The organism is Winogradskyella ouciana (genome assembly GCF_009709615.1).
Taxonomy (GTDB): domain Bacteria; phylum Bacteroidota; class Bacteroidia; order Flavobacteriales; family Flavobacteriaceae; genus Winogradskyella; species Winogradskyella ouciana.
Genome location: NZ_WJYA01000334.1, coordinates 1 through 230 on the forward strand (window position 1 = coordinate 1; position 230 = coordinate 230).

A 230-nucleotide genomic window follows, 5' to 3' on the forward strand; every position below is an offset into this window, starting at 1 on the left:
TATTTACTGTTGACCTTAACGTAGATACTCGAGCTTACTTCACATCAGCAACAATAATTATCGCTATTCCTACGGGCGTTAAAGTATTTAGCTGATTAGCCACAATACATGGTGGAACAATTAAATGAGACGCCCCTATACTTTGAGCCTTAGGCTTCATTTTCTTATTTACTGTAGGCGGATTAACCGGCATTGTTCTTGCCAACTCATCACTAGATATTATATTACAC

Annotated in this window: 1 protein-coding gene; it reads right to left on the reverse strand. The window is 37.8% G+C overall.

The window, feature by feature from the left end; all coding sequences use genetic code 11:
• Positions 1 to 34 precede the first annotated feature (34 nt).
• Positions 35 to 230, reverse strand: a 196-nt coding sequence (locus F1003_RS17160; protein ID WP_235898447.1) for a hypothetical protein, incomplete at its 5' end; no start/stop codon positions are given.